Origin of the sequence: Paenirhodobacter ferrireducens (assembly GCF_004022265.1) — a bacterium.
Taxonomy (GTDB): Bacteria; Pseudomonadota; Alphaproteobacteria; order Rhodobacterales; family Rhodobacteraceae; genus Rhodobacter; species Rhodobacter ferrireducens.
On the sequence record NZ_SAVB01000004.1, the window covers coordinates 1 to 22,914 of the forward strand.

A 22,914-nucleotide genomic window follows, 5' to 3' on the forward strand; every position below is an offset into this window, starting at 1 on the left:
CACGCGAGCCTTGAAGCCCGCGTCGTGATTTCTGCGTTTCGACATGTTCTGATCTCCTCGTTCTTGGAGACCAGCAGACGTCAGATCGTAGCTTCCGTCACTGTCCAATTTTCGGGGAGGTGCTCAGTCGTCGATTTCGTCCTGGGTTTCGCGCCTCGCCAAGCTCGTCGCGTTGCGGACGAAGACCGCGCGCCGGTAACCGTCCCGGAAGGTCAGCCGCAAGTCGAAGTGATGGGGGTACACTCCCTTCTGGCGAGGGCAATAGTAGTAAACAGGGGCAAGCTGCACTTCCAGTCCATAGAGTTCGGGGCTGCGAAGGGCATCCAGGGTGACGGCATATTCGGACTCGCCATCAAAATGGTAGACCTGCCGGATGCCGCCCGTCATCGGCGTTGCGATCGCAACCGACACCCGCTTGGCCGTGTCGCTGCGGGTCAGGGGATTGCGAGCGCCAGTGTAGGGGAGCACCCCGCGGATTGGTGCCACCACCAGGGCGGGTTGTTCCTTCTTGGGTGCCGCTTGGTCCTGCAACCAGTCTTCGTAATTCGACATGCCGTCTCCGTTCCCGGAAACGAGGCGTTTCCGGGGTGGTCATCTTTTCATCCTGGAGCTCAGACCGCGCTTGCCCGGACCGTTTTCGGCCTCTAGCTTGGCAAGTGATACACGGGCGATCTTTGCCCCAACTTCCAGGCGCGCACCCCAGGGTGCGCGTTTTCTTTTGCGCAGGACGTGGCCCTCATGGACCGCCGACCTTGCATAAGGGGAAGGTCCGCGAATCCGCTGAAAATCCAAAACAGAAAAATGCGCCCGGCCTTGAAGGCCCTTGCCGAAGTGGAGTCAACCCACTGAAAATGCGAAAAAATATCCCCTGAATTTTCTTCATATGACCACTTCAGGGGCCTTCGGCGTCACGTTCTCGGGGCCGGCGCGACGATGGCGGACATGTTCTCGCAAGGTGATGAGCAGGACATCGCGAGAAGAAAGTTGCCACGCGTCTTGGAGTGATCATCCCATGAGGCAACGAGGTTCCCACCAGATCGCCCCAGAGCTGCACGGCGGGCACTGGTCGCCGCTTCTGCACTGATGCCCAGACCTCGGCGGCTAGGGGAGTGTCGATGGGAGCCGCTGTTACGGCGGTTTGGAGATCGGCGAGTTTGTTCCCTTGGCGGGGACAAACCAGCCAAATCGCAAACCTCGACATCCGGCCGCATAGAGAAAGGTGACCGGGACCTTGCGGCCCGCGCCCTGTAGCGCGCTACCACCGCATCCGGACACTGCACGCTTGAGAACAAAGGTATGTCGCCGAAGTGACGTACAGCATTCCAGTCGACAAGCACTCGGAACCAGTCAACGCCACCTGGACGCGAAGGCTTCCCACCTAGGGAGCGTCTGATATGTCGGAGATGGAACTCGACCTCTGGATTTCGATGAAACTTGTATCGCGCCCACTGCCCGCCTTCCTGTCTGACCCCTTCCGCAAGCACCCGCGAGCGCTGGCACTCCAGGACGACACCATTGCGACGTCCGGCGGCGCGCATGCCAGGATTCACCTCTCGGAGATCGCGACAGCTCCCGTCGTGCAGCGTGGCCGTGTCTCCGCCCGCCTCACCCTGGATCTCGGCAACCAGTCCTGCGTCCTGCTGCCCGGGGTCCAGGAGGCCGCCGCCAGAGCCTTCGCACAAGCTGTCGAAACAGCCTGGTCAGGTTACAATCTGACCCAGCTTTCCAGGGAAGACGACGCGATTGCGGCCCTGATGACGGCAATCGAGGGATTGAAGGCACCGACGAGATATCCCGCCGCCTGCCTTGTGGACCCGGTCGCAAGCCAGGCCGCCGACCTCGACGCCCGCGTCCTGAAGAAGCTCACCCCGGCAGCCCTGGGCGAGGAGACGATGGCGCGGCTGGCTCCGATCATAGACTTCGCGCGCAATCCAGAGCAACTCCGCGATGCGGCAATCCCGGCCTTCGTCGACCAGCAGCTGGCGGAGTGGAAAGAGTTCTTCGATACCGTCGAGTCCATGCCGCTGACGCCGGAGCAGCGGCTGTCCGTCGTGGTCGACGAAGATGCAACGCTCGTCCTCGCCGGTGCGGGCTCGGGCAAGACCTCGGTCATCACCGCCAAGGCTGCCTACCTGGTGAAGGCCGGTATCCGGCAGCCGCATGAGCTTCTGCTCCTGGCCTTTGCCAAGGATGCCGCAGCCGAGATGACCGAGCGCATCGAGGCGCGGTGCGGCGTGCCGATCATGGCGCGCACCTTCCACGCCCTGGCCTACGAGATCATCGGCACGGTCGAGGGCGAAAAGCCGCCCCTCGCACCGACGGCCACCGACGACAAAGCCTTCCTCCAGTTGATCAAGGACATCCTGCGCGACATTGTGAGCCGGGTGGCCGACATCGCCGGGACCGTGGTGGGCTGGTTCGCCGGATTCTTCGACGACATTCCCAATGCATGGGACTACGACTCCGCACACAAGTGGTATTCCGAGATTGAAAGCCGGAACCTGCGAAGCCTGAAGGGAGACACCGTCGCCAGCTTCGAGGAGCTGATGATCGCCAACTGGCTGTACCTGAACGGCATCGCCTACGAATACGAGCCAACCTACGAGCACAAGCTGGCCGGGACCGGCAGGCGCGCCTACACGCCGGACTTCCGGCTCACTGAGAGCGGCGTCTATCTCGAGCACTTCGGCGTCCGCAAGACGACGCGGAAGGACGGCTCGGAGGAGCTGACTACCGCCCCCTTCATAGACCGCAATGCCTACCTGGAGAGCATGGCGTGGAAGCGCAAGGTCCATGCCGAACACGGCACGACCCTGATCGAAACCTATAGCTGGGAGAACGAGGAAGGCCGCCTGCTCGAGGCGCTGGCAGAGAAGGTCGCGCCGTATGTCACGCTCCGCCCGCGCCCTGCCCTCGAAATCTACGACAGCGTTACGTCCCTTGGTGTCGTCGACGGCTTCACATCACTGATCGCGACCTTCCTGCGGCACTTCAAGAACGGAGGGTATCACCTGGGCGATTGCGAGACGAAAGCCGCGACCCTGAAGATGGGCAAACGCGGCGAGGCCTTTCTCAAGATCTTCGGGGCAGTGTACCGCGAGTATCAGGACAGGCTGGGCGAGCGCATCGATTTCGAAGACATGGTGAACCGCGCGACCGCACTGGTGGAAAGCGGGCGCTACGAAAGCCCGTTCCGCCATATCCTTGTCGATGAATTCCAGGACATCTCGACCGGCCGGGCGCGGCTGGTCCAGGCGCTCAAGAGTCAGCATGCGGAGGCGAGGATATTTGCTGTCGGCGACGACTGGCAGTCCATCTACCGGTTTGCCGGATCCGACATCCACATCATGCGCAACTTCGGTCGCGAGTTCGGCGGCGTCTTCGCTGGTCACACCGGTGTTCACCGCACGGTGGACCTCGGACGGACTTTCCGGTCGGTCGACAGGATCGCGCTAGCGGCCCGGCGCTTCGTGCTTTGCAACCCGGCGCAGATCATCAAGACGGTTGTTCCTGCCGGAGTGTCAGAGCATCCCGCGATCCGGATCGCATGGACCCGGCGTGAGACCGGCGACCAGGTGCTGGACGACACCCTGAAAGCTCTGGCAGCAGAGCCAGCTCCTCCCGGCCGCAAGGCAACGGTGCTCTTGCTGGGCCGTTACCGCTTTATCGAGCCCGACATGCGCAGCCTCCGTCAACGGCATCCGAACCTGATGATCACCTTCAAGACCATCCATGCCTCAAAGGGCCTGGAGGCCGACCACGTTGTCCTGCTCGGCGCCGATAGCGCACGCATGGGCTTTCCATCGATGATCGTCGACGACCCCCTTCTCGCCCTTGTCTCGCCCGAAGCGGAACCCTTCGCCAACGCCGAAGAGCGCCGGGTGATGTATGTCGCCATGACCCGGGCGCGACGAACGGTCACGATCCTGGCGTCCGAGGCCCGCCCTTCAGCCTTCGTCACGGAGCTGTTGAAAGATCCCCTCTATGACGTAGCCAGCCCGCGCGAGGCCCAGGAGCGCACCCATACATGCGGGCAATGCGGGGGGCGCCTGCTGTTCATGCCCGGCGTTGATGGCCCAGGCTGGTACCGTTGCGAGCACATCAAGCACTGCGGCAACCGCATGCCCGCATGTCCCGCTTGCGGTACCGGGCTTCCGGTTCACCAAGAACCACATGGCGAGAAAATTTGCGGGGAGTGCGGAGCCGTCCAGGAGCCATGTCCGGAATGCACCGACGGCTGGCTCGTGGAACGGAGGGGACGATACGGGGTCTTTCTGGGCTGCGTCCGTTTCCCTGATTGCGCAGGAAAGTCGAAGTTAGGACGTCAAGCAGGCAAGCGAACAGGTGGCTAAATAGGTTCCGGAAAGCGGCAGCGCCAATTGGACAAGCCGGGCCGAAGATAGCGATCATACGCGTTTCAACGGCCAAGGTAGCAACGACATAAGGGGCGGGAAGCCGTCATTCGCTGCATGCGCGAATTGATATGCGAGCTATGCCTGAGCGGTCATTCGATAGCAGTGGCGGGATATACATTGCGGGTTTAGAAGTTGTGGTTTAGCCCCATATGCATTTCAGCTTCGAACACCAAGATTTCGTTCTCGCCATCCTGTCGCATTCGCTCTATCAATTCGAGTCTGAGATTAACAATGCCAGCGTCTTGCTGGACATCAACAAACTCTGAGTAGTTGTCGATGAGCTTTCCCGCCAGTATCGAGTTCACCCCGAAGTTCATCAATCTGATCTTGTCCTGATTGGTCGTTCCGTACTTGATCTTTAAGTACAGCTCTTCATCAAGCTTCCCGAGATCGTGCAGAAGCTCCACGTATTTGAGCAAGTGATTATCAACGAAATCCTGCTCCTCCTTGATCCGCACTATCGCCAGATTCACTTGTTCGGCATGCGTCTTCTGGCTGATGACAACCCAGCTCTGGCGAAAAGAGCCTTCCCTAGCGATTTCACCCCACTTCCCGACATACACTTCATCGCTGCCCATACCCTCCCAATAGCGAAGGAAGTTCCTGATCATTTCCGCGTAGGACGCTCCTTTGATCTTCCAGTCAATGAGCATGGCGTAGAAGGTCTGGGCGTTCTCCTCCTGCAAACGGCGAAGAATGTCGAAGGCCGCACCGTCCTTGAGGAACGGCACAAACGCACCAGCAATCAACTTCATGACTTCATTTGAATTTTGAAGCGGCCCAACAAGACCGTCGAGTATACCCTGGATTTCTACCTCGTGCCGTAGAACCTCTATCTCAGAGACGTTGTTAAGAAAGCACGCGCGGCCTACCGGCGTAGCGGCGCGGGCGACGTCCAGCCCTGTGGTGCCCGGAAGGACGTTCTCAAGAAATTCATCGGCCTCGCGCTTACGCTCTTCAGCGTCGCCATCTTCGATCAACCGCTCTTCCAGCAACACGTTATCGATCTCATCTTGAAGGTTCAAATCAACCTGCGCGACGGTCTTGATGAACTTTTTCAAATTGGCCCGACCATCCAGATAGGCATCGCTTCCAACCAGGTATATTTCCGGTTCGAGCATTCTGAGATTTCCAGTCTCGCCGCTGAATATTTCATTGAACCTGCATACCCGGCCTACGAGGTTTCGAAACTCGGACTTGGATAGGTTTCTTGGTCCCTTTTTGTTTTCAAGAATGAACATCTTCTCTGCTGGGATGTTCACTCCTTCAAGCAAAGTTGAGTTGCACACGATATGGCGGATTTCAGGGATTTCAGTGTAGGCGCGCTCAATGTAAAGCTTCACGATGTCCGGGACTGAACCATGATGGTACAAGACGCCTTTGCGCAGACCCTCAACAAGCAAATACTCACTGTGAAGAAAATCTGAAATGCTCTCACACACCCGCGCGACACTGGCGCTTTCGACACTGTCATTGCGCGGAAGAAATGCACGCATGAACTGCTCAATCTTTTTGGGCAGGTTGAAGAAGATGATATTCTTCTTGGCGGCCTTCCGCAAAATCAACTCAAGCTCGTCATCGAAGGCTTCTTCGCCGCACTGAACGAACCTGTCGAAATATTGATCGTAAAGTTGGACAGCTTCGTCCTCCCGGCAGTCAACCAAGTAGAACCGCTCGGTCTTCAGGCCTTCCTTGACCTTGTAGTCCTCTGGCTGGATTTCAGCGTATCGAAGTTGCAAGTTCTTTTGATCGACTAGAAACGGTGTCAGGTACTTGAAACGCGCCGCCGGATTTCGCCGCTTTTGCAGGATGATCACCTTGGCCAGCAACAAAGCCCGCGTGTCCTCCCCAAGCAAGTTGTGCGCTTCATCAACAAAGACAAAGTCAAAATTGACCCCCGGATGCTTGATGAAAAACCTAAGCAACCGCTCTTGGGTCAAGACCGCCAGAAATTTGCGATCACCACCCTGAAACATCTCGGCGTGGGTGATGATCTGACGGTTGTCTCCAGCAACGCGCTTTCTCAGCAAGCGTTGCTTTGTTTGGGCCAGCAAAGCTTTGGTCGGCACCAAGACGCAGATATTGCTCTGGAGATTTTGATTGCAGAACCCGGAAATCAGCTCGGACTTCCCGTAAGATGTAGGAGCCGTAACCGTCACGTCCGTCAGATTGTGCTCGAAAAAGAAATTTCCCAAATCCAGCTGCTGTTGAGTGAAGACCGCGCCTTCGACTTCGAACAACTCCAGCAGTGATGAAAAATATTCCGGGAAGAAATGGGCGGTCTCGTCCTCCGCCGCCAAGCCCGATTGTACACTGTCCACAATCGGCATGAACCCCCGGCCAATCGCAACGTCGTATAGCGGAAGGTAGTCGCCCGTAAGGTTCGCATACATCACAACAATCCGGTATCCCAACGCGGTGACATCCGGGTTGTCATTGTTCAGGAACAGGACAGCCGCGGCCAGAAGTGTTTCCGCTTGCGCCCGGCTCAATTCACCACGAGTTAACAGCGATTGATAAAGCTTAAAGAAATCCGAGTTTCTGAGTGTTTTGAGCGGTGCCTTAGCCATCGTCACCCTCGGTCCGCAGGAAATCTACCACGCTTTGGATGGTGTCCTTTTGCAGTGCAATTGACATCAAATCCCGGAACTCATTCATATCCTTTTGTGTGGTGTGCCTTCCTTCAAACTCCGCTCCGGTAGCGAACGCCTGACCGCCGGAAAAACACACGGCCACCAGGACAGCGTTGTAGTCCTTACTTGCTGATTCGCCTGCTACAGCCTTTTCGTTGAAACTCTCAAGCAGCGTCTCGATTTGTGACTTGAGCCCTGAATCCTGAATGACCAAGCTGGCCCCGTTTACCGCGTTTTGCCAAAGCGTGTTTCGCTCGCTGTTCAAAGCGGCCTTCAGGCCATTTTTTGCAAGAGACAAAAGACCGCCCAGCTTGTTGATGCTTGTTTCCACACCGCACTCACCAGCTTTCACCTCAACAAACCAGATTTCACCTGTACCCTTATGATGTAAGACGAGGTCAAATCCCTTTTTGATCGAGTCCTCCTCCATGTTGAAAAATGGTGAGGCCGCACGAAACTCGTCTTCATAATGCAAGAACAGTACGTGGGTCAGCAGCTCGCCGATCATGCCCTTTTGTGTGTCGGCGGATTTGGTGTCGAATTTGTCGAAGAAAGCTGTGAGCGTCTTTTTGTATGAATAGATAACCGACTTTCTCGATGCCTTGGCTGCGCCATGGCAAATCTCCGACAGGCGCGCCCGGATAACGTTTTTCAACTCATCGGAGATATCTTCAATGGTGAAACATAATGAGCCCGTTTCACTCTTTTCTAACTGAACGCCTTCCAACATGCTCCTTTCACGATCCTCTTCAAAGCAGAATTTCGCCCGATCGACGATCTGATCTTTTGAAAGGTACCATCTCGTTAGAGTCCTCCTTTACCTCCATCTTTGCAACCAAAAAGATATATGACGATCTCGTACTAGCTCTTGCTCGTCGGACAGCTGGCGATGCTCAAGTCAATGTCCGGTTTGGCCGGACACAATTGGATGCCGTCATTTCGTTTGTGACTTCCGAACGAAAAGACTGAGGATGTCTCCCGATCCGTTCCTCCAAGTCTTGCCAACAGGGACGAATTTGAAGGACGGTAGCACACCTTTTTTCATCGTGGGATTGCTTGTGGTCGCAAAGACGCCGTTTCCGGTCGCAAGGCGCAGCACTTCTGTGACCAGTGCTTTCGCTATGCCTTGGCCGGAATATTTGGGCGAAACTGAGACATAGCCGAGCTCATACGGATATTCGCTTTCCGGTAGCGAGTAGCCCGCCTTTGCGGCTTCTTGAAGGCCAGATCGGTATCCGACCAGCGGAACTTTCAAGGCAGCAGCGCCAACCGTTTGGCCATCGACTTCTGCAAAGATGATTTGAGCGCCCGGTCTTACCGCACCTCTCCGGACATAGTTCTCATCAACGGCACCGCCTGACCCAACCAACTCGACGAAGGTATCCACCTCTTCTTTTGTGGCGGTCGCACCAACAAGGGTTCTGTACTGGATCATACGGGCTCTGATCGAACTTGAAGTTGGAAATCTACTTAGACCGGATGACCGTTTTGGGGAAGCTGCAATGCAGCACCGCTTCCTTATACGGACGGCAGGTTTGGGCCGAGGCTGTGTCAAAACCCTGCGCCGTGCTACGATTCCGTGAGAGCGGGAGGACCGGCATGGCAGGTTTCATCGAGGGCGTGCAGCGAGGCCAGACGGTGCTTTTTCCCGACCGCCTCGATGATTGGATCGGCGAGGATGACCTGGTCCGCGTCGTCGATCTTTTCGTCGCGGAACTTGACCTGACCAGCCTTGGTTTCATGCGCGCGTCGTCGGCCCGGACAGGGCGGCCCGGATATCCCCCTGCGGTCCTCCTCAAGCTGTTCATCTATGGATACCTGAACCGGATCCCGTCGAGCCGCCGACTGGAACGGGAAGCAGGGCGCAATGTCGAGGTGATGTGGCTGACCGGCAGGCTGGTGCCGGACCACAAGACCATCGCCGAATTCCGCCGCACGAATGGCCGCGCGATCCGCAGGACCTGCGCGCAGTTCGTGGAGCTTTGCCGCCGGATCGGCGTGCTGAAGGGCGATTGCGTTGCCATCGACGGCAGCAAATTCAAGTCCGTCAACAACCGTGACAGGAACTTCACGAAGAACAAGATCGCCAGCCGCCTCGCCCATCTGGAGGCAGATGTTGAACGCTATATCAACGAGATGGTCCGCATCGACCGGCAGGAAGAGGGCGAGGCCCGGGTCGACAAAGTGGCCCATCTCGCCCGCCGCTATGGGCGCATCCAGCAGGAGATCGCGCGGCTGAAGGCGATGGACAGGGCTCTGGCCGACGCCCCGGATGGGCAGATTTCCCTGACCGATCCCGATGCCCGCGCCATGGCGACCAGCGCCCGGCACAGCGGCATGGTCGGCTATAATGTGCAGACCGCCGTCGATACCGAGAGCCACATCATCGTTGCGCACGAGGTCACGAACCAGGGCTTCGACCGCAACCAGCTCAGCCCGATGGCGATCGCAGCCAGGGATGCCCTCCACCGCGAAGACCTGCATGCCATCGCCGACAAGGGATATTTCAGCGGCCCCGAGATCCTCGCCTGCCAGGAGGCGGGCATCACCGCGACCGTGCCGCGACCGGCCACCTCGGGCAATGCGACCAAAGGCATGTATGTGAAGGCTGATTTCGCCTATGACGCCGAACGCGATGTCTATGTCTGCCCCGCAGGCGAGGACCTGATATACCGCTACACCACCGAGGAGCGCGGTGTTCAGGTCCGGCGATACTGGATCAACGAATGCCAGACCTGCCCGCTGCAAAGCCGTTGCACCACAGGCACGGAACGCCGCATCACCCGATGGGAGCATGAGCATCTGATCGACGCGATGCGCGACAGGCTGAGCCGGGACACCGATCCGATGCCCCTTCGCCGCTGCACCGTCGAACATCCCTTCGGCACGATCAAGGGCTGGATGGGGCACACGCATTTCCTGACCCGCAGGCTGAAGAATGTCCGCACCGAGATGGCCCTGAACGTTATGGCCGACAACATCAAGCGGGTGATCTCCCTGATCGGCATCCGGCACCTGATACAGTCCATTCCGGCCTGATCAGGACACAGCCGCTCCACCCCCGGCGCAGCACTGCCTCTGGCGAAGTTTATCGGGCCCCATCCGCGCGAAGGGAGATCTGACGCCGCCATGCTGGGCGGCACGGAAGACCACCCTCAGACAGACCCGGCCACCGCGTTTTGACACAGCCTCGGCCCATAGCAGACGGCCCCGTGCGCTGAGTTGGATGACAGATAATATTGCCTGTAGACACCCCTCAGTTCCGAGTTCGAACCTGAAGAATGATAAAAGCAGGCAGCGGACAGACTAGCACCTTACGGTGAGGCTTGTCGCGAACTATAGATTGTAGGAAGGCCTCGTAAGAGCGCTGCAACATCGGCGGTAGGAACCGGCAGATCTGAGGAAGAGAAAGCTATGGCAGAAAAGAAGTGGAGACCGAGCAAGGACCCACTCTTTCGCGGGGATCACAAAGACAGCCTTTGTGTTCCTGTTCCTTCAGCCGACGATTCTATCGTCCGCCATGTCATGTATCTCGAAGGACCTGGTCGGGAGACGCCCTACCTTTCCACAACCGAGCAGCGCGAAGTCGCTGAGCGTTTCGCTCAGCAGGGTGGTGTTTGGTCGACATCGGTGTCGAACGCTTCGGCTGAAGGCGTAACGCACATAAGCAAGTCAGATTTGCTCGGGCTGATGAGGGGCCAAGGCAAGGGGGATGCAAAGTGGCCCGATGCTTATGAAGTGATGCAGGCACGCCGCTATGTCGAGGAACATGGAGAGCATCTTCTAGATTTTCGTAAAGTTGACGATCCCAAGACCGTCGTGACCAAGATATTTTTCAAGCCATGAAACTTCAGTCTTGCCAAAACTGCTGGTTTAACGGGCTGCAATATGGCTCCATAGGGCTCCCCGTCGGATACTGCACGCGCCATCGTAAGGTTCTCAACCGGTCTGATGAGACAACATGCGGTTTGCACATTCGTAAAGACCTTGGGCTCGCGCGTGCGCAGCAAGTTTTGATGCGACACAAGGAATACTACGAGGCTGACAAGATTGTTAGAATAGAGTCAAAGGCGGTTGTTGAGAGTGATTTTTCATCTTCCGATAAGGATGTAAAGATCCTTTGCCGCGACCAGGTGGGAGACGCAGCAGTTGAATACGGGCTCCTAGGTTCCAAAATCGAATCTCTCGCACAACTTAATAGGATTTCTTCCGCTCGATCCGACATCGCATTTTCTAGTCTGGGGCGAGCCTATGTCAGGAATTGCGTTCGCAACGGTGGTCGCTGGACAAGCGGCATTCATATGTATTGGTGGACGAAAAAGCGCCTCGAGAATGTTCCGTCGGTTGAGGTTGGCGATCTTCGCTATTCTGGTTCGCTTCAGCTTTCCCGGCAGACAGATCTTGCGATTTGGTCCGTCATGATGCTCCAGCTCTCATTTATTGAAGATATCGTTCAATATGCCGACGAGCAGAAAGACGAGATCGGCCAAGTAAAGGACATCACCAACCAAGCGGCATTGGCCGTCCCGATCTTCAACATCCGCAAGCTCAGCAACTGGATAAAAAATGAACTGTTCCCCGCGCTGGAAGCGCGGTTGGATTATAAGAGGTATTCTGAAATTTCTAGGGATTTGCACAAGGATGTGGATGACAAGTAGTGTGTTCGAGCGTGTGGTGACGTCTTATCTGGCCGCCACATATTCATCGTAATCGAGTTTACGTTACCAATTTCGGCACAAGTCTGCGCTGTTGTGACGATGTCGGCGCTAACCTCTTAAATTTCGGCATATTGATGGTCTGGACGAGGGACTGCGTTCATAATCACCGACTGTCACTTTCAACGTCGAAACCCGGCGGGTTGACGTCGGTGCGCATAAAACCATCAGAGTTTTTGTTTCCACCGTAAGCTGACTATTCCACCTCATGCCGAAACCGGTCGTTGGCTCGTGTTGCAGCGAATGTCCCCTTCCCGCCCTTCGCGCCAGGGCAGATCATCATGCAGCGCCGGACGTGAGCAATGACTATGGCCCCTTGAAGCAAACCATTCGCTCCCAAGAGTGATGACGCTTCGTGTATTGGTATCTGGTTTTAAGCCCAGTACCCTGGGAAGCCCTCGGGAGGCGTCACTCAGGTCTGATCTCCCGCTGATAGCGAGCAAGAAGGGTGACCAGTTTTCGGCCGGAAATCACCTTCTGGCGCTTGAGGTGGATGAGGCCCCGTTCGACCGGGTCGAGGTCAACGTCGTCTCCACAGGCGCGTGCAAGGGTATCGGCGTAGGCGTCTGTTGCTGTGACGGGCACCTGACAATTTCTCCGACGCTGATATCGGCTGAGGATCTTAGCGACAGCTTGCGTCGGCTTAATGGTCTCCACCGCTTCTAAGCGACCTCGTGTCCAGGGTCTCACCATCGCAAGCCAGCCCCACTGCGCCATGCTCAGGCTCTCACAGGGAGGGCACAACGGCCCTCCGCCAGATCCCCCGCCTCATGCCACGAACCGCACATCCCCTTCATACGCGAAAGGCGCCGGAGCGTCCGCCCCAGCGCCTCTATCACCGTCTTTCAGAGAGCAGCCCAGGGACACCAGGCGGTACGTTTCGCCCTTGACACCCCTTGCGCAGACTTATGCTTCCGTTTGCGCATTCATCTGCTTTCTCTGACTCTCTTACAGTTGCCAGTTCCTCAGCCGCATTTCGAATGGCCGCAGTCGGCGCAGGTCATGCAGCCCTCGACCTTGCGCATCGCATAGCTGCCGCAGGCCGGGCAGGCCGCGCCGCGCGGGGCCTCGCCCACCACCATCACCTCGGCCTTCGGATCGGACTTCAGCCCCATCCCCTCGCCCGCGATGAAACCGATCGCGATCAGGTGGCGCTCTATCACTCCGCCGATCGCCGCGAGGATCGAGGGGATGTATTGCCCCGCCATCCAGGCGCCGCCGCGCGGGTCGAACACCGCCTTCAGTTCCTCGACGACAAAGCTCACGTCGCCGCCGCGCCGGAACACCGCCGAGATCATCCGCGTCAGCGCCACGGTCCAAGCGTAATGCTCCATGTTCTTCGAGTTGATGAACACCTCGAAGGGGCGCCGGTGGCCGCCCTGCACGATATCGTTCACCGTGATGTAGATCGCGTGCTCGCTCGCCGGCCATTTCAGCTTGTAGGTCGCGCCCTCGAGCGCCGCGGGGCGGTCGAGCGGCTCGGTCAGATAGACCACCTCGGCGCCCTTGTCGGCCTCGGGCGCCTTCTCCGAGGTTTCAGACACGCTCAATACCGAGCCGGTCACGTCGTTCGGCCGGTAGGTGGTGCAGCCCTTGCAGCCGGTTTCGAAGGCTTCCATGTAGACGCCCTGGAACTCCTCGAACGAGATGTCCTCGGGGCAGTTGATCGTCTTCGAGATCGACGAGTCGATCCATTTCTGCGCCGCCGCCTGCATCCGCACATGGTCGAGCGGGGCGAGGGTCTGGGCGTTGACGAAATAGTCGGGCAGCGCCGCGTCGCCTTTCAGGTCGCGCCACATCTGCACCGCATAATCGACGACCTCTTCCTCGGTGCGCGAGCCGTCCTTCTGCAGCACCTTGCGCTTGTAGGCATAGGCGAAGACCGGCTCGATCCCCGAGCTGACATTACCGGCATAAAGCGAGATCGTCCCGGTGGGCGCGATCGAGGTCAGCAGCGCGTTGCGGATACCATGCGTGCGGATCGCCTCGCGCACATCCTCATCCATCTGCAGCATAGTGCCGGTGGCCAGATATTTCTCGGCGTCGAACAGCGGGAAGGCGCCCTTCTCCTGCGCCAGATCGACCGAGGCGAGATAGCTCGCCCGGGCGATCTCGTGCATCCAGCGTTCGGTCTGCGCCGCCGCCTCGTCCGAGCCGTAGCGCAGACCGAGCATCAGCAGCGCATCGGCAAGCCCGGTCACACCGAGCCCGATGCGGCGCTTGTTCGTCGCCTCCTCGGCCTGCTGCGGCAGCGGGAAGCGCGAGGCGTCGACAACGTTGTCCATCATCCGCACCGCGGTGCGCACCAGCCGGTCAAGCGCCACCGGGTCGAGCTTCGCCGCCGGGGTGAACGGATCGGTGACCAGCCGGGCGAGGTTGATCGAGCCGAGCAGGCACGCGCCATAGGGCGGCAGCGGCTGCTCGCCACAGGGGTTGGTCGCCGCGATCTGCTCGCAATAGCCGAGGTTGTTCATCTTGTTGATGCGGTCGATGAAGATCACGCCCGGCTCGGCGTAGTCATAGGTCGAGCGCATGATCTTGTTCCACAGATCGCGCGCCTGCACCGTGTGAAAGACCTTGCCACCGAATTTCAGATCCCAGGGGGCATCGGCCTTCACCGCCGCCATGAAGGCATCGGTCACCAGCACGGAGAGGTTGAACATCCGCAGCCGGGCCGAATCCTGCTTCGCGGTCACGAACTGCTCGATATCGGGATGGTCGCACCGCATCGTCGCCATCATCGCGCCGCGGCGCGAGCCCGCCGACATGATCGTGCGGCACATCGCGTCCCAGACATCCATGAAGGACAGCGGGCCCGAGGCATCGGCCGCGACGCCCTTCACCTCGGCGCCGCGCGGGCGGATCGTCGAGAAGTCATAGCCGATGCCGCCGCCCTGCTGCATGGTCAGCGCGGCTTCCTTCAGCATGTCGAAGATGCCCGACATGCTGTCGGGGATCGTGCCCATGACGAAACAGTTGAACAGCGTCACCGTGCGCCCGGTGCCGGCGCCCGCAAGGATGCGGCCGGCGGGCAGGAACTTGAAGTCCTCGAGCGCGGCATAGAAGCGCTCTTCCCAGGCCACCGGGTCCGTCTCGACCGAGGCGAGATCACGCGCCACGCGGCGCCAGCTGTCCTCGACCGTGATGTCGATCGGCGTGCCATCGGCCTCTTTCAGACGGTATTTCATGTCCCAGATCTGTTCGGCGATATTGGCGGCGAATCGGGTCATCGGCTCCTCGGTCCTGTCGTGACGGCCCCGGTGCAGTGGCAACATTCGGGGCAGGAAAAGAAAAAGCCCCGGAACATCTGGTGTCTGACGGGGCAGGAGGCCACAATAGCATGAGTAGCCGGCGGTTTTCCAGCCGCGAAATCATGCCATGGTGCAGTTGCCGGCCGCTCCCCTGCGGCCTATGTCAAAAGCCGCGAAACCGGGGGCCGCGATGATTCACCTGATCAAGCTTTGCGTCGGCGCCGAGAAGGTCGAGGACCTGATCGAGTGGCAGGCGCTGCACTACGGCACGGGCCCCGCCCGCCACGTCACCCGCATGGGCCCGAAGCGCAGCGACGAGTTGCTGGACGGCGGCTCGCTCTATTGGGTGTTCAAGGGGGTGGTACTGGCCCGGCAACGGGTGGTCGGGCTCGAGGACGTTGTGGGCAGTGACGGCATCCCGCGCTGCGCGATCCTCCTCGACCGCGAGGTGGTGCGCACCGAGGCGATGCCGCGCCGCCCGTTCCAAGGCTGGCGATACCTGAACCCCGAGGACGCGCCGGCCGACCTGCGCCCGACGCGCGAGCGCGAGGAGCCGCTGCCGCGCGAGCTGCAGGCGGCACTCTCGGAAATCGGCCTCAGATAGGGGCTGCCTGCCCCCTCCCGGCCTGCGGCCGGTTCACCCCCCGAGGATATTTGCAGCAATTGGAAGCTGGGAGTTCCCCGTGCTTTCTCCTTGCAAGAAATACCTCGGGGGTGAGGCCGAAGGCCGAGGGGGCAGCGCCCCCTGCCCCGCTCAGCGCAGAATCGGCGGTTTCGACGGGTCCATCCCCGGCGCGCTGATGGTCAGCTCCTGCACCTCTTCCTCGACCGCCTCGGGCAGGTGCAGCACCAGCGCCTTTTCAAGCAGCACCGCCGCCGCCGGGTCCGCCTCGCTCAGGAAAGTGACGTCGAGTTCACCCGCCTCGAGCCCCGAGAAGGCCAGCGCCTCGGCCATCGCCTTGGCGATGCCGGGCTGCGCCGGCTCGGGCGCGCCGAGGAAGGCGAGGACATGGCCGCGCCGGCCGCCCTCGTAGGTCACGCCACCTAGCAGCGCGTGGCTCGCAAGCCCCGCGAGCTGGTCGAACTTCGCCTCGAAGGCCGGCAGCAGCAGCGCCAGCATCGCCGGCGGCAGCGCCGGCGCGTCGAAGGCCACCGGGCGCGCCGCGGTGGTCTCGGGCGCATGGGTCAGCGCATGGGTCAGCCACTCGAGCGCCTCGGGCGGCAGCAGCATCGCCGAGTCCGCGACGCCGAGATTGACGCCCAGCCCCACCGCTTCGCCCGCGAGGTTCTGCGCGATCACCCGGCCCGGAAGCGCCACATAGGGCGCGGGGGTCGCGGTGAATTCGGCCAGCCGTTCCTCGGTGTCGAAGGCAAGGACGAAATCCCCCTCCTCGGTCGAGAAGAGCTGCGGGATGATGTCGTTGTCCTCGTCGGGCTCGTGCTCGAGCAACAGGAACAGCTCGGCATCGGCAAGCCGGTCATAGACCGCAAGGCGCAGCGCCTCGTTCTCGGGATCGGCTTCCATCGCGGCATGGGCGCGGTCGTAGGGGGTCTCGGTCATGTCACCTCCTTCACCCGGGCGCGCAGGGCGGGGATCAGCTCCGCCTCGAACCACGGGGTGCGTTTCAGCCATGCCGTATTGCGCCAGGACGGATGAGGCAAGGGAAAGACGCGCGGCGCATGATCGCGCCAGGCGGCGACGGTCGCGGTGACGGCGCGCGTGCCGAGGTGCCAGCGCTGCGCCGCGCCGCCGACGAGCAGCGTGAGGTCCATCGGGCCGAGCGCCGCCATCACCCGCACCCGCCAGGTGGCCGCGCAGAGCGGCGGTGGCGGCAGGTCCGCCCCTTTCGCGTCATAGCCCGGAAAGCAGAAGGCCATCGGCACGATCGCGATCCGCGCGAGGTCATAGAAGGTCTCGGTCCCCACCCCCATCCAGGCGCGCAGCCGGTCGCCCGAGGGGTCGGTGAAGGGCCGGCCCGAGGCATGCACCCGCGCGCCGGGCGCCTGACCGACGATCAGCACCCGCGCCCCGGGGCGGAACCAGACCACCGGGCGTGGCGCATGTGCCGTTGCGGTTGCGGCAAAGCGCGCCGCACACAACCTGCAGGCGCGGATTCCCTCTTCCAGTGATCCATCGGCGGGCCTGCTCACCCTTCCTTCTCCGTTTCATGCGGCGAAACAGCCGTCACCCGATTGTAACTGGCCGCACAGTTCGGACATAATGTCGCCGGAATACACATATAGATACCTTTTCACACATGATCCGGTCGTGATCTACGAAACGGACGGGGCACGGTCGGCAGGAAGCGATGCTGGAATTCGAGAATGTCAGCAAGTCGTTCTGGACGGGAAAGCAGCGCAAGGTGATCCTTGACCGGGCGAGCTTCCGCGTCGAACTGGGCCGGTCGCTCGGCATCCTGGCGCCGAACGGCACCGGCAAGACCACGATCATCAACATGATGGCCGGGCTCGAGAAGCCCGACGAGGGCGAGATCCGCAAGACCTGCCGGGTCTCCTTCCCGCTCGGCTTCATGGGCGGCGTGGTGAACAAGCATTCGGCGCGCGAGAACGCGCGCTTCATCGCCCGGCTCTACGGGCTCGATCCGGATTACGTCGAGGCCTTCTGCCGCTGGCTGACCGGGATCGCCGAATATTTCGACATGCCGGTCGGCACCTACAGCCAGGGTATGCGCTCGCGCTTCACCTTCGCGCTGATGCTGGCACTCGAATTCGACATCTACCTGATCGACGAAGGCATGCCCTCGACCACCGATGTCGAGTTCAACCGCAAGGCCGGCGCGATCCTGCGCGACCGGCTGAAGGAGGCGACGGTGATCGTCGTCTCGCACCAGGCCGCGACACTCGAGAAGTTCTGCCGCTCGGCAGCCGTTCTGCGCGACGGCCAGCTCTACATGTTCGACACTCTGGAAGAAGCGAAGCGGATGTATGATTACACCTCTTAAAGTTGCCAAGTACCGCATTCGCCGCACGCCGATCCCCGGCGTGACCCCGGTGCCGCCCAAGGCGGCGGAAACCGGCCGCGGCGCGACCATCGCCGACCTGCTTGCCCATCGCGCCGCCGCGCGACGCGGCGTAGCGGCCCCGGCGGATGATCCCTCCGCACTCTTCGAGCCGCAGGACGACGGCTTTGCCGCGCTCGATTTCCCGAGCGCGCATCCCGATGACGCCCCGCAGGTGCTCGGCCCCTCCGAGATGACACCCGAGGAGGAGATCGAGGCGATCCGTGCCGAGGGGCTGACCGGCCGACAGCTGCGGCTGGCGCGGCGGATGGCGAAGAAATACGGCATCGAGGCGACCTCGGACTTCGAGGCGGTGCGGATGCTGCGCCGGCGCGGTCTCGACCCGTTCGACCGCTCGGCGCTGATGCATCTCGAGCAGGATGACGAGGACAGCGCCGGCGCGCAGAGCGACACCGCACCGGCCGGCATGGGGGCGGGCTTGGCCACGACCAAGGCGCTGGCCCGGCTCGACGGGGCAGGCGCCGACACCCGGGTGAAGCTGCCGCAGACGGTGAAGGACGCGCCGCCCCCCGCCGCGCCGCTCGACGAGGGCGCCCGCGCCCGCGAAATCATCAAGATCCAGCGCGATATCGCGCGCCGGCGCCGGCGCAAGCTGATGCTGCTGGCCGCGCGGCTGGCCTTCTTCATCTTCCTGCCGACGCTGATCGCGGGCTATTACTACTACGCCATCGCCACGCCGATGTTCGCGACGAAAAGCGAGTTCGTGATCCAAAAGTCCGAGGGGATGTCCGGCGCCGGTGGCCTGGGCAGCCTGTTCTCGGGCACGCAGCTCGCCACCAACCAGGATTCGGTCACGGTGCAGAGCTATCTGCAATCGCGCGACGCCTACAAGCGGCTCGATACCGACCAGCATTTCCGCGAGGTCTTCTCGGCGCCGAACATCGACCCGCTGCAGCGGCTCGACCCCGGCGCCTCGAGCGAAGCAGGCTACAAGGTCTATCAGCGCAACGTGAAGATCGGCTACGACCCCTCCGAGGGGCTGATCCGGCTCGAGGTCATCGCCCCCGATCCGCAGACCTCGGAGCGGTTCTCGAAATCGCTGATCTCCTATGCCGAGGAGCAGGTCGACCAGCTCACCTCGCGGCTGCGCGGCGACCAGATGAAGGGCGCGCGCGACAGCTATGACGATGCCGAGGCGAAGGTCTTCGCCGCCCAGGCCAAGGTGCTCGAGCTGCAAGAACAGGTCGGCGTGCTCGACCCGGTGTCGGAAAGCAGCCTGGTGATGGGGCAGATCTCGGCCTTCCAGACCCAGCTGCAACAGAAGCGGCTCGAGCTCGGGCAGCTGCTCGACAACTCGCAGCCCAGCTCGGCGCGCGTGCAGGGCGTGCGGGGTGACATCGCCCGGCTCGAACAGCTGATCGCCGAGCTGCGCAAGCAGCTGACCGACAAGACCGGATCGAGCGACTCGCTCGCCGCGGTCACCGGCCAGCTGCGCATCGCCGAAGCCGAACTCGAGACCCGCCAGTCGCTGCTGGCCGCGGCGGCGCAGCAGATGGAGACGGCGCGGATCGAGGCGAACAAGCAGGTGCGCTATCTGGAGATGGGCGTGCGCCCGGTCGCCCCCGACGAGCCGACCTATCCGCGCGCCTTCGAGGACACGGTGCTTGCCTTCCTGATCCTGTCGGGCATCTACCTGATGCTGTCGCTCACCGCCTCGATCCTGCGCGAACAGGTGTCGAGCTGAACCACCGCGCCGGGGTCTGCCCCGGCGCCGCCCGTTCCGGCGGGTCGCTCAGGCGACCTGCCCCGCAGCCCAGCCCGACGACCAGGCCCACTGGAAGTTGTAGCCGCCGAGCCAGCCGGTCACGTCGACCGCCTCGCCGATGAAGTAAAGACCGGGCACGTTGCGCGCCTCCATCGTCTTCGCGTCGAGCGCCTCGGTCGCGACGCCGCCCAGTGTCACCTCGGCGGTGCGATAGCCCTCCGAGCCCACCGGGCGGACCTGCCAGCGGTGCACCTGCGCCGCCAGCCGCTCGAGCGCGCGGTTGCCGTGATCGGCAAGCCGCCCCGCAAGCCCCGCCTCGGCCACCGCGAAAGCCGCAAGCTTCTCGGGCAGCAGCCGCGCCAGGGCGTTGTGGAGTGCCACCCGCCCCGCCTCGGCCCGCATCGCGGCCAGCGCCGCGGCGATGTCACGGCCCGGCGCCAGATCGACCACGATCGCCTCGCCCTCGCGCCAGTAGTTCGACACCTGCAGGATCGCCGGACCGGACAGCCCGCGGTGGGTGAAGAGCACCGCCTCGTCAAAGCCCGTGCGCCCCGCGCTCGCCCGACCCGCCACCGCGATGCCAGCGAGTGGCGCGGTCTTCTCCAGATCCTGCGCCGCGAAGGTCAGGGGCACGAGGCCGGGGCGCGTTTCCGTCACCCGCAGCCCGAAGCTTTCCGCGATGCGGTGACCGATGCCGGTCGCCCCCATCTTCGGAATCGACTTGCCCCCCGTCGCCACGATCACCCGGCCCGCGCGCAAGGGGCCGTCCGAGGTATCGACGACGAACCCCTCGCCCGTGCGCCGCACCGCCTCGACCGCGGTGCCAAGCCGCAGCTCGGCAGGCCCGAGCCCTGCCAGCAGCATCTCGACGACCTGCGTCGCCTTGCCGTCGCAAAACAGCTGCCCCGCGGTCTTCTCGTGCCAGGCGATGCCCGCCCGCTCGATCCGGGCCAGGAAATCGGCCGGCGTGAAGCGGCTCAGCGCCGAGAGCGCGAAACGCGGGTTTTCCGACAGGAAGCGTTCGGCTGCGTTTTGCCGGCTCAGCTCGCGGTTGGTGAAATTGCACCGCCCGCCGCCCGAGATGCGGATCTTCTCGCCCGGGCGGGCGGCATGGTCGAGCACGGTCACGCGGCGACCGCGACGGGCGCATTCGCCCGCCGCCATCAGCCCGGCGGCCCCGGCTCCCAGAATGACGACATCGGTTTCAGACATGGCCGAGCCCTATCGCTTCAGCCGTTGCGACCGCAACAGGATTCGGAACTTTCTTCTTGCAGCACTGAAACCCCTTAGCTAAACAACGCCCCACGTTGGGGCGTGGCCAAGTGGTAAGGCAACGGTTTTTGGTACCGTGTACCGTAGGTTCGAATCCTACCGCCCCAGCCAAATCTCTGTGTGACGTTCGCCGAAGATTGGAACCTATCCGGTCAAACTTGGCATCTTGTTCGGGCAAGACGGGCATCTGCTGACATTCCGAACGTCTCGCCGTCCGGAATCCTTCCGAACTGACAGGCATCTGCGCCCGTGTGACCTACTCCCTAAACTCAGGTCTGACGAACACGGGAGGGCACAGGTATGGCCAACTGGCATTCGGCCGACCTGCACTTCGGCCACCACCGCATCATCGACTTCTGCAAGCGCCCCTTCGCCTCAACCGCGGAGATGAACGCAGCCCTGATCGCCAACTTCCAGGCTTGCCTGCCCACGACGATGATCTCTGGATTTTGGGTGATTTCGCCTTCGGCCGCGCCGATGATACGTGCTGTGACCCCCGATAGCTCGTCCATCTGATGCTAGAGTCCGTCCCAATGAGAGGACCGGACATGAAGAGATCGAAGTTCACCGAAGAGCAGATCATCGCGATCCTGCGAGAGCAGGGTCGACATATATGTCGACGGGGCAACGACTGCAGAGGTCTGCCGCAGGCACGGGATCAGTAGCGCCACGTTCTATGCCTGGAAGGCGAAGTTCGGCGGCATGGAGCCGTCGGAGGCAAAGCGTCTGAAGGCCCTCGAAGAGTGAGCCCGTGAACGCCACTGGCCCGAGAGAGCGGGCGAACAACGGCAAGCTGAAGCGTCTGCTTGCCGAAGCGATGCTCGACAACACCGCGCTGAAGGATCTGCTCTCAAAAAAATGGTAACGCCCGCCGCCAGGCGCGAGGCCGTCGCCCATCTCAAACAGCGTTACGAGATGAGCGAGGTTGGAGCGTGAAGCAAACAGTCCGGGGGACTGTTTGTAGCGAACAACGGCGTGTTCCGTGATCGGGGCCGATCGGTCGTCCGTGCGGTATCGGCACCGGCGCCCCGATGATGCTGCGCTGCGCGATGTGTTGCGCGCCGCGGCCGAGACGCACCGAAGGTTCGGGTATCGACGGCTGCATGTCATTCTGCGACGCGATGGCCATGTGCTGAACCGCAAACGCACGCAGCGGCTCTACAGAGAAGAGGGCCTGGCCGTGCGTCGGCGTCGCAACCGCAAACGCGCCATCGGCACACGGGCGCCGCTGGTGACCGAGGCTGTGGCGAACGCGCGCTGGTCGGTCGACCCTCGCCATGGGCCTCGAACCAGTGGCGGCTCCATAGCTCGATCCAGGACCAGTTCGCCGACGGGCGGCGTTTCCGCATTCTCAACATCATCGACGATGTCACCAAGGAGAGCTTGGCCGCGGTCGTCGACACCTCGATTTCCGGCCGCCGCGTTGCACGGGAACTGACGGCACTGATCGCGCGGCGCGGAAAGCCCGGTGTGATCGTCTCGGACGATGGAACCGAGTTCACCTCGAACGCGATCCTCGAATGGGCCGAGAAGATGCAGGTGAAGTGGCACTACATCGCGCCTGGCAAGCCCATGCAAAACGGCAACTGCGAGGCGTTCAACGGCCGGATGCGCGACGAGCTGCTGAACGAGACCCTGTTCTTCGGCATCGACCATGCGCGCGCGGCTGTCGCCCGCTGGCCCCACATCTACAACACCGAGCGACCGCATTCGGCCCTCGGTTATCAGGCCCCGGCGGTCTTCGCCGCCCAACTCAACGCAATGGGCGATCAGCTTCGCGCAACGGAACTGCTGCGCAGATCACCCATTGCTCCGTCGGCGCAACCGCGCCAAATTCAGCAAAGGACTCTGGTTTCAGCCGGATGAACATCGGGGCTCACAG

At 61.6% G+C, this 22,914-nt stretch carries 16 protein-coding genes, 1 tRNA gene and 1 pseudogene; 10 read left to right on the top strand and 8 right to left on the bottom strand.

What is annotated here, in order from left to right; genetic code table 11:
- Positions 1–123: 123 nt before the first annotated feature.
- Entirely contained in the window at positions 124–552 is a 429-nt protein-coding gene (locus tag EOW65_RS03800; RefSeq protein WP_240664483.1) for a hypothetical protein, read from the bottom strand.
- A gap of 851 nt (positions 553–1,403) precedes the next feature.
- On the opposite strand from EOW65_RS03800, the gene EOW65_RS03805 reads away from it, so the two are divergent.
- A complete protein-coding gene (locus EOW65_RS03805) occupies positions 1,404–4,352 on the top strand; it encodes a UvrD-helicase domain-containing protein (RefSeq protein WP_240664485.1) in 2,949 nt (982 codons plus the stop codon).
- A 188-nt stretch (positions 4,353–4,540) separates the two neighbouring features.
- Here the strand turns inward: EOW65_RS03805 and EOW65_RS03810 are convergent, their stop codons facing one another.
- From EOW65_RS03810 to EOW65_RS03820, 3 genes are all read right to left on the bottom strand, one after another.
- A complete protein-coding gene (locus tag EOW65_RS03810; protein WP_128147674.1) occupies positions 4,541–6,985 on the bottom strand; it encodes a DEAD/DEAH box helicase in 2,445 nt (814 codons plus the stop codon).
- On the bottom strand, positions 6,978–7,778 hold the full coding sequence (locus tag EOW65_RS03815) for a Hachiman antiphage defense system protein HamA (protein WP_128147675.1): 801 nt from the start codon (positions 7,776–7,778) through the stop codon (positions 6,978–6,980). Before EOW65_RS03815 ends, EOW65_RS03810 begins: the two co-directional genes overlap by 8 nt.
- 204 nt (positions 7,779–7,982) lie before the next feature.
- On the bottom strand, positions 7,983–8,483 hold the full coding sequence (locus EOW65_RS03820) for a GNAT family N-acetyltransferase (protein WP_128147676.1): 501 nt from the start codon (positions 8,481–8,483) through the stop codon (positions 7,983–7,985).
- Positions 8,484–8,647: 164 nt separating this feature from the next.
- Here EOW65_RS03820 and EOW65_RS03825 point away from each other — a divergent pair, with 164 nt between their 5' ends.
- The 3 genes from EOW65_RS03825 to EOW65_RS03835 all read left to right on the top strand — a co-directional run bounded on the left by EOW65_RS03825 (position 8,648) and on the right by EOW65_RS03835 (position 11,706).
- Positions 8,648–10,087 carry an IS1182 family transposase gene (locus tag EOW65_RS03825; protein ID WP_128147677.1) on the top strand — a complete coding sequence of 480 codons (1,440 nt, stop codon included), beginning with the start codon at positions 8,648–8,650 and terminating at the stop codon, positions 10,085–10,087.
- Between the two features lie 375 nt (positions 10,088–10,462).
- A complete protein-coding gene (locus EOW65_RS03830) occupies positions 10,463–10,894 on the top strand; it encodes a hypothetical protein (RefSeq protein ID WP_128147678.1) in 432 nt (143 codons plus the stop codon).
- Positions 10,891–11,706, top strand: a complete 816-nt coding sequence (locus EOW65_RS03835) for a hypothetical protein (protein WP_128147679.1) — start codon at positions 10,891–10,893, stop codon at positions 11,704–11,706. The genes EOW65_RS03830 and EOW65_RS03835 overlap by 4 nt, the downstream gene beginning before the upstream one ends.
- A gap of 1,022 nt (positions 11,707–12,728) precedes the next feature.
- Here EOW65_RS03835 and EOW65_RS03845 read toward each other — a convergent pair.
- The gene (locus EOW65_RS03845) at positions 12,729–14,993 is read right to left on the bottom strand and encodes an adenosylcobalamin-dependent ribonucleoside-diphosphate reductase (RefSeq protein WP_128147681.1); all 2,265 of its coding nucleotides are present in this window, start codon (positions 14,991–14,993) and stop codon (positions 12,729–12,731) included.
- Positions 14,994–15,204: 211 nt separating this feature from the next.
- Here EOW65_RS03845 and EOW65_RS03850 point away from each other — a divergent pair, with 211 nt between their 5' ends.
- On the top strand, positions 15,205–15,618 hold the full coding sequence (locus EOW65_RS03850) for a DUF1489 family protein (RefSeq protein WP_128147682.1): 414 nt from the start codon (positions 15,205–15,207) through the stop codon (positions 15,616–15,618).
- A gap of 150 nt (positions 15,619–15,768) precedes the next feature.
- Here the strand turns inward: EOW65_RS03850 and EOW65_RS03855 are convergent, their stop codons facing one another.
- Both EOW65_RS03855 and EOW65_RS03860 read right to left on the bottom strand, forming a co-directional pair.
- Positions 15,769–16,575, bottom strand: a complete 807-nt coding sequence (locus EOW65_RS03855; protein WP_128147683.1) for an SseB family protein — start codon at positions 16,573–16,575, stop codon at positions 15,769–15,771.
- Complete coding sequence (locus EOW65_RS03860) at positions 16,572–17,165, bottom strand: uracil-DNA glycosylase family protein (protein WP_128147684.1); 594 nt, start codon at positions 17,163–17,165, stop codon at positions 16,572–16,574. Before EOW65_RS03860 ends, EOW65_RS03855 begins: the two co-directional genes overlap by 4 nt.
- 158 nt (positions 17,166–17,323) lie before the next feature.
- Here EOW65_RS03860 and EOW65_RS03865 point away from each other — a divergent pair, with 158 nt between their 5' ends.
- Positions 17,324–17,977, top strand: a complete 654-nt coding sequence (locus EOW65_RS03865) for an ABC transporter ATP-binding protein (RefSeq protein WP_128147685.1) — start codon at positions 17,324–17,326, stop codon at positions 17,975–17,977.
- Positions 17,961–19,739, top strand: coding sequence for a capsule biosynthesis protein (locus EOW65_RS03870; protein ID WP_128147686.1), 1,779 nt, complete (start codon positions 17,961–17,963; stop codon positions 19,737–19,739). The genes EOW65_RS03865 and EOW65_RS03870 overlap by 17 nt, the downstream gene beginning before the upstream one ends.
- A gap of 48 nt (positions 19,740–19,787) precedes the next feature.
- Here the strand turns inward: EOW65_RS03870 and EOW65_RS03875 are convergent, their stop codons facing one another.
- The gene (locus tag EOW65_RS03875) at positions 19,788–20,972 is read right to left on the bottom strand and encodes a BaiN/RdsA family NAD(P)/FAD-dependent oxidoreductase (protein WP_128147687.1); all 1,185 of its coding nucleotides are present in this window, start codon (positions 20,970–20,972) and stop codon (positions 19,788–19,790) included.
- A gap of 96 nt (positions 20,973–21,068) precedes the next feature.
- Here EOW65_RS03875 and EOW65_RS03880 point away from each other — a divergent pair.
- The 3 genes and pseudogenes from EOW65_RS03880 (at position 21,069) to EOW65_RS03890 (ending at position 22,898) form a co-directional block, all read left to right on the top strand.
- Positions 21,069–21,143 (top strand) — tRNA-Gln (locus tag EOW65_RS03880).
- 189 nt (positions 21,144–21,332) lie between these two features.
- On the top strand, positions 21,333–21,548 hold the full coding sequence (locus EOW65_RS03885; RefSeq protein WP_240664488.1) for a hypothetical protein: 216 nt from the start codon (positions 21,333–21,335) through the stop codon (positions 21,546–21,548).
- A gap of 32 nt (positions 21,549–21,580) precedes the next feature.
- Positions 21,581–22,898 (top strand): annotated as a pseudogene (locus EOW65_RS03890) (IS3 family transposase).
- Positions 22,899–22,914: the final 16 nt, after the last annotated feature.

Excerpts from the sequence above, each read along its gene's own strand:
- EOW65_RS03800 (WP_240664483.1), bottom strand. The coding sequence starts at position 552 with ATGTCGAATTACGAAGACTGGTTGCAGGACCAAGCGGCACCCAAGAAG.
- EOW65_RS03805 (WP_240664485.1), top strand. The coding sequence starts at position 1,404 with ATGGAACTCGACCTCTGGATTTCGATGAAACTTGTATCGCGCCCACTG.
- EOW65_RS03810 (WP_128147674.1), bottom strand. The coding sequence starts at position 6,985 with ATGGCTAAGGCACCGCTCAAAACACTCAGAAACTCGGATTTCTTTAAG.
- EOW65_RS03815 (WP_128147675.1), bottom strand. The coding sequence starts at position 7,778 with ATGTTGGAAGGCGTTCAGTTAGAAAAGAGTGAAACGGGCTCATTATGT.
- EOW65_RS03820 (WP_128147676.1), bottom strand. The coding sequence starts at position 8,483 with ATGATCCAGTACAGAACCCTTGTTGGTGCGACCGCCACAAAAGAAGAG.
- EOW65_RS03825 (WP_128147677.1), top strand. The coding sequence starts at position 8,648 with ATGGCAGGTTTCATCGAGGGCGTGCAGCGAGGCCAGACGGTGCTTTTT.
- EOW65_RS03830 (WP_128147678.1), top strand. The coding sequence starts at position 10,463 with ATGGCAGAAAAGAAGTGGAGACCGAGCAAGGACCCACTCTTTCGCGGG.
- EOW65_RS03835 (WP_128147679.1), top strand. The coding sequence starts at position 10,891 with ATGAAACTTCAGTCTTGCCAAAACTGCTGGTTTAACGGGCTGCAATAT.
- EOW65_RS03845 (WP_128147681.1), bottom strand. The coding sequence starts at position 14,993 with ATGACCCGATTCGCCGCCAATATCGCCGAACAGATCTGGGACATGAAA.
- EOW65_RS03850 (WP_128147682.1), top strand. The coding sequence starts at position 15,205 with ATGATTCACCTGATCAAGCTTTGCGTCGGCGCCGAGAAGGTCGAGGAC.
- EOW65_RS03855 (WP_128147683.1), bottom strand. The coding sequence starts at position 16,575 with ATGACCGAGACCCCCTACGACCGCGCCCATGCCGCGATGGAAGCCGAT.
- EOW65_RS03865 (WP_128147685.1), top strand. The coding sequence starts at position 17,324 with ATGCTGGAATTCGAGAATGTCAGCAAGTCGTTCTGGACGGGAAAGCAG.
- EOW65_RS03870 (WP_128147686.1), top strand. The coding sequence starts at position 17,961 with ATGATTACACCTCTTAAAGTTGCCAAGTACCGCATTCGCCGCACGCCG.
- EOW65_RS03875 (WP_128147687.1), bottom strand. The coding sequence starts at position 20,972 with ATGTCTGAAACCGATGTCGTCATTCTGGGAGCCGGGGCCGCCGGGCTG.
- EOW65_RS03885 (WP_240664488.1), top strand. The coding sequence starts at position 21,333 with ATGGCCAACTGGCATTCGGCCGACCTGCACTTCGGCCACCACCGCATC.